The organism is Colwellia demingiae, from assembly GCF_007954275.1.
Taxonomy (GTDB): Bacteria; Pseudomonadota; Gammaproteobacteria; order Enterobacterales; family Alteromonadaceae; genus Colwellia; species Colwellia demingiae.
The window spans coordinates 152,481-158,480 of record NZ_VOLT01000012.1 but is presented as its reverse complement, the minus strand read 5'-3'; the positions used below and the strand labels follow the sequence as shown (position 1 = coordinate 158,480).

5 protein-coding genes and 1 rRNA gene are annotated in these 6,000 nt (G+C 34.3%); 5 read left to right on the top strand and 1 reads right to left on the bottom strand.

The annotated features are described in order from the left end of the window. Positions 1-6 precede the first annotated feature (6 nt). Positions 7-121: ribosomal RNA gene (gene rrf, locus ESZ36_RS19505) — 5S ribosomal RNA — on the top strand. Positions 122-1,190: 1,069 nt separating this feature from the next. Here rrf and dusA read toward each other — a convergent pair. Further along, positions 1,191-2,192: a tRNA dihydrouridine(20/20a) synthase DusA gene (gene dusA, locus ESZ36_RS19500; protein WP_146790971.1), complete on the bottom strand. Its 1,002-nt coding sequence runs from the start codon at positions 2,190-2,192 to the stop codon at positions 1,191-1,193. A 136-nt stretch (positions 2,193-2,328) separates the two neighbouring features. Between dusA and ESZ36_RS19495 the strand changes: the two genes are divergently transcribed. From ESZ36_RS19495 to ESZ36_RS19480, 4 genes are all read left to right on the top strand, one after another. Further along, on the top strand, positions 2,329-3,621 hold the full coding sequence (locus tag ESZ36_RS19495; RefSeq protein WP_146790969.1) for a tyrosine-type recombinase/integrase: 1,293 nt from the start codon (positions 2,329-2,331) through the stop codon (positions 3,619-3,621). 161 nt (positions 3,622-3,782) lie between these two features. Continuing rightward, a complete protein-coding gene (locus ESZ36_RS19490; protein ID WP_146790967.1) occupies positions 3,783-4,532 on the top strand; it encodes a DNA cytosine methyltransferase in 750 nt (249 codons plus the stop codon). Next, positions 4,522-4,917, top strand: a complete 396-nt coding sequence (locus ESZ36_RS19485) for a DNA cytosine methyltransferase (RefSeq protein WP_146790965.1) — start codon at positions 4,522-4,524, stop codon at positions 4,915-4,917. The genes ESZ36_RS19490 and ESZ36_RS19485 overlap by 11 nt, the downstream gene beginning before the upstream one ends. A 1-nt stretch (position 4,918) precedes the next feature. Beyond that, positions 4,919-5,875, top strand: a complete 957-nt coding sequence (locus ESZ36_RS19480; RefSeq protein ID WP_170235896.1) for an AvaI/BsoBI family type II restriction endonuclease — start codon at positions 4,919-4,921, stop codon at positions 5,873-5,875. Positions 5,876-6,000: the final 125 nt, after the last annotated feature.

Here is a 6,000-nt window from a genome sequence, read left to right as displayed (position 1 = left end):
TTTTTGTTTAGCGACAATAGCGCTGTGGTCCCACCTGATCCCTTTCCGAACTCAGAAGTGAAACGCAGTTGCGCCGATGGTAGTGTGGGAGTTCCCATGTGAGAGTAGGACATTGCTAGACTTCTAATTAAAGAAACCCGTAGCTAACGCTATGGGTTTTTTGCTTTCTGGGATTTGAAACGTAACAGCACCGATGGTAGTGTGACTTATGTCGAAGTAAAGCCCATGTGATAGTAGGACATTCTCCACTTCTAATTTGTGCTGCGGCACATGAGAAGCCCGTTACGAAAGTAACGGGCTTTTTGCTGTCTGGGATTTGAAAAGATTCAGCTGATGGGGAATGTGACTCAAACTAGTTAAGCCCATGTGAGAGTAGGACATTGCTATACTTCTATTTAAAGAAGCCCGATTCGATAGAGTCGGGCTTTTTGCTGTCTGACATTTAAAAAACGTTGCCATTACATAAGTAAATTCAATGACGCCGATGAGTAGTGTGACTCATGTAAGTTAAGCTCATATGAGAGTAAAATATGAGCTACAAAAGAGCTTCGTAAAAGTATAAAGTCTTAATATGAAGAGTTGTACATTTCGCCATCATTTTAATTAAAACAGGCTATTGCTATGAATAAGAGCTTATGTGGAAGTAGATAAGCGAAGATAGTCGGCACTTTTTTGAATGAATTAATACCTGACTGTTAAATGAATTGATCACAATAGAGATTGTATAGATTGAAGTAAACAGACAGCCTTAATATTAATGAATCCTTAAAGCTTAAACTTTAGCTTTCAAAAACACCAACGACCATTGAGATAAGAAACAGGGCTGAAGCTGGAATCATTGTTAATATGAATAATGTGTTTAAATCTAACATGGTATTTCCTTGTATATTTCGCACATATGATGAATCTAAAAGTAATGCGAAATGTGTGTATTTATTACTAAGTTGCAATAAGTACTACAAAGGTTGTGCCAAAATTGATATTAATTGTTAATAGACTGATATATAAAGATATTTAATTATAATCGTTATTGTAATGGATGATAGTGAATTAATATATTTCGAGAAGTGGTTATAAGGACTATTTAGTGGTTAAAAATATCGATTAATAGTTGAAACATTAAGTTAGCACTATTTTGAGAATCTCACTATTGGGACAATCATTCCCAATAGTGAGATAAGAAAAAGCAACTAGGGTAAGGTAACCTTATTAAATGCATCAAGAAGAACTTGTCCACTGGCACCATCTTTACCTGCGCATTCACTAAGGTGTTGTCTGAATTTTCGTGCTCCTGATAAGCCATTACAAAGACCTAACATGTGACGTAATACATGCCACGCTCGACCTCCATCTTTAATCGTTTCATCGATGTAAGGGACCATTAAATCAATCACTTCCGATCTTGTTAATTTTGTACTATTGGAATGGTATATTTCATTATCGGCATCCGCTAGCATATACGGGCTGTTATATACTTCCCGTCCAATCATTACACCATCAACATGTTGTAGATGAACATTCGCTTCAGTAAAAGTTTTAATACCACCATTAATAGATATTTCTAAATTATCAAAATCATTTTTTATTTGATAGACCCGGCCATAGTCTAATGGGGGAACATCACGATTCTGTTTAGGACTTAATCCAGTTAACCAAGCTTTTCTTGCATGAATTATGAAATGGCGGCAATCAGCTTTCGATACTTCTCCAATAAAGTTATGTAAAAATTCGTAAGAGTCCAGGTCATCTATACCAATTCGTGATTTGACTGTAACAGGGATGTTGGTTGCTGCTTGCATCTGATTAACACATTCTGCAACAACGGAAGGTTCAGCCATCAAACAAGCACCGAAACGACCATTCTGCACCCTATCAGAAGGACAACCAACATTAATGTTTATTTCATCGTAACCATATTGTTCAGCAATTTTGGCACATTCAGTCATCGCTTTAACATCACTGCCGCCAAGTTGTAATACCAACGGGTGCTCGGCTTCGTTATATGATAAATAATCTCCTTTACCACGTAAAATAGCACCAGTAGTGACCATTTCAGTGTAAAGAACAGTGTGCTGAGACATGAGTCGATAGAAAAACCGAGAATGTTTGTCTGTCCAATCGAGCATCGGTGCGACAGATAGCTTGTGAGATATTGATTTACCATTTAAAGTGTTGTTTTTAATGTTATTAATGACTAACTACCTCTGGTTAAAAATGTACGTTTTTGCTTGTTTTTATATATTATGATACATTTTAATAGTGTTTTGACCCCGTAGGTGACCCCACGAAGTGTTGCTTATGACCTACTAAATTTTAAGGGTAATTATAATGGCATCCGTAAGCATAGAAAAGAGAAAATCAAAGGCAGGGAGAATTACCTACCGTGCAAAAGTTAGGTTAACGCTAAAAGGTGAAATTAAAGAGGATAAAAACGAAACATTTTCTGATAAAAACCTTGCAGTGCTTTGGTCTGAAAAAATGCGCTTATTTCTTGATGATAAATATTCAAAGATCAAAGCTGGTGTGTATCGTGAAGAAGATGAACTTAAAGAAGCTACGATCGGCGAACTTATTACCTTATATTTAGCTGACTACACTACACAAGCAGAAGTAAATAAGGAGATAAGAGCATTAAGGTTAGAACAAGAAAAAGAAATGAACGCCATAAGTAAATTAAAAATAATAGAAGAAGAAAAAATTAAAAGAATTAATTTATTAAAAATAAATCACGAAGAAGAATATACAACAATCACATCAGTTTCAATCATTGGAAGAACTAAAAAATATGTTTTAAAGGCTCTATTGAACTACAAAATAGCATCAATTTTAGCAAGTAACTTTAGGGCGAGTGATTTAGTAGAACACTGTAAATATCGTAAGAATGAACCCTCTAAACCAAAACCACAAACCGTTTATCACGATGTAACTTATTTAAGATCTGTAATGAAAGATGCAAAACCGTTGTTCAATATTAATGCTAATTTAACTTATCACGATGAAGCTATATCTCTTCTAAAAAAACATAATTTTATTGCTCGTTCAGGAAATAGAAATGATAAATCTCCAACAGAAGACCAATTATCATTAATGAGAGAGGGGTTAAGAAAAAGACAGTCTCATCCAAGTGCATCGACACCCTATTTAGATATATTAGATATATCACTTCTCACAGCAATGCGTATAAGTGAAATTACATCTATTCGATGGGAGGATTTCAATTATGACAAGAAAACATTGATAATCAGAAATAGAAAATCCCCCTCAAATAAAATGGGTAACGATTCAATTATTCCCTTAATCGGTGATGCCCCTGAAATATTAAAAAGACAACCAAGATCAACGGATGTAATAAAATCGGAGCTAATCTTTCCGCACGAATCAAAAACAGTAACCGCAGGTTGGCAGAAAGTTAGAAAGAGTTTAAATATCGTTGATGTACGTTATCACGACATTCGTAGGTATGCCGCTACGAATTTAATAAAAGCAGGGTTGCCTATAAATTTGGTCAGTTTAATCACGGGACATAGAAACATTAATATATTGCATAACATCTATCAAAAATTTGATATGGAGAATTTTGATATAAATGATTTCACTCCAATAATGACAAAAAATAAGTAGGTAAGCTTTATAATGCCATTGTTATTTTAATTGCAAAATATAATTTTTTTATAAGTTCCAAACAAGAATTTCAAACCATATTTAGTTCTGTTGTTCTATACGTAAAACTGACTAAGATGGTATGATTAACGAAATATCCAATAATAGTAATTCAATTAATAATGTCTAAAAATAGAAAGGTCATAAGCTTATTTTCTGGTGCTGGGGGTATGGACATTGGTTTTAAAGATGCAGGATTTGAAATATCTGTTGCTGTAGAACAAGATCCATCCTGTTGCAATACTTTACGGCTTAACAACCCTGATCTAGTAGTTATTGAGGGTGATGTAAATAATGTATCAACTGATCATATACTTGAATCAGCCAAGTTAAAGCCGCTTGAGGCCGCTTTAGTTATAGGTGGACCACCTTGCCAGTCGTTTAGCTTGGCAGGTAAGAGAATGGGTATGGATGACGATAGAGGTAAGTTATTATTAGAATTTTCTAGAGTTGTTCGTGAAGCTTTACCTGTTGCTTTTGTGATGGAAAATGTGAAAGGGATGCTTAATTGGGAAAAAGGTAAAGCTATCGAAGCCGTACTTAACGAATTTAAAGAACCTGTAATCTTTAGAGGTAAAGAATATCGCTATGATGTTACTTATAAAGTTTTAAATTCTGCGGCTTATGGTGTGCCTCAAAAGAGAGAAAGGCTATTTATTATTGGAAATAGGGTCGGTAAAGCATTTAACTTCCCTGAAGCGACACATACTTCATTAGCTGATACAGGTACAGACTTGTTTGCTTCCTCATTACAACCATTTGCAACTGCATGGGATGCTTTTGGGGATTTACCCCCCGCTGATGAACCATCAGAAACAGCAAAAAGAGTATCCCAATCAATTAAAGGAAGAATAGAAAAACATGGATATTAAAAATCACCAAATGACGGCTCACTCACCTAGCACTCTTGAAAAAATAATCTCGGTGCCTATTGGAGACAAGCTTTCTAATCATCGAAAAACTTTTGGTTCAACGTATCGGAGACTTAATCCTGATTTACCGTCACCAACTGTAACAAGAAGTGGATATCGTGACTTTATACATCCATATGAGCAAAGAATGTTAACAGTTAGAGAACTAGCTTGTTTACAAACATTCCCTGTGAGTTGGGAATTTACTGGTGTGAGGTTAGATTCATATAGTAGTAAAAGAAAAACAACTATGACTCAATTTGGTCAAGTTGGTAATGCTGTCCCTCCTAAATTAGCGAATGCAGTAGCTAGCGCTGTTTTAAAACAGTTTTTTAATGGGGCATAATTTGAATAAATATATAAATAAACCAGAAGATTTAGAAACGACCTACGAAGAAACAAAAATAGGCTTTTTAAGTATAGCGTTACGAAAAAGTAAGGAAGCTAATTACTATTTAGGTTTAGCATCTGCATTTAGAACAATTGTAGATGATTATGAAGCACCGTTAGATTTAATAAAGAATGATGATATAACTATTTCAATGTGTCAGGCTGCAGGAATATCAACAAAAGCTATAGGTTATCTAGAACCAAAAGATACAAAAGATCTTCTAACTGATTTTATTCAAGAGTATTTAATTACCGCAGGTGATAGCTACGTTGATCAATTAATCAATAGATTTTTACTCTCGCAAGGAGATGCTCTAGGTGGGAGAATGCGGAATATTGTTGGTGGGGTTGCAGGTGAAAAACTCACCCAAAATATTATATCAGCATTGAGGATACGAAACTTCGACTTTGAGTATTTTGATAAACATTCAAAAATATGGATCAAAGGTGAATATTTTCAAGAAGATAATAGCAATTTAGTTAAAGCCATTAAATGGAAAAATGGGGATAAATCACGTTTGCTATATTATGATTTAACTGTTCCTGTAGTTAAGAAAAATATTGATATCGTATTATTCAATAATTCTAATGTAAATAATAAAAAGACTAAGGAATTCAAAGAATTTATATCAGATCATCATAACTATTTAGCACTTGGCGAGCTTAAAGGTGGAATAGATCCTGCTGGAGCTGATGAGCATTGGAAAACGGCGAATACAGCATTAACACGGATTAGGGATGCCTTTGGTAAATTAAACTCGGAGGTATTCACTATTTTTATAGGAGCTGCAATTGAAGCTGCAATGGCTAAAGAAATTTATGCCCAATGTGAATCTCAAGAATTAACTAATTGTGCCAATCTTACAAAACAAAGACAACTATCGGAAATCTGTGATTGGTTTGTTACACTTTAATTTATACTTTTGAATTGAGTGATAAATAGACGCTTCAATGAGGAAAAATATAAGTAAAATGGTGTTTGATATTATAACAAAATTAAAGTTTTAAGCTTTGTTATGATACATTCCATTAGTTTACA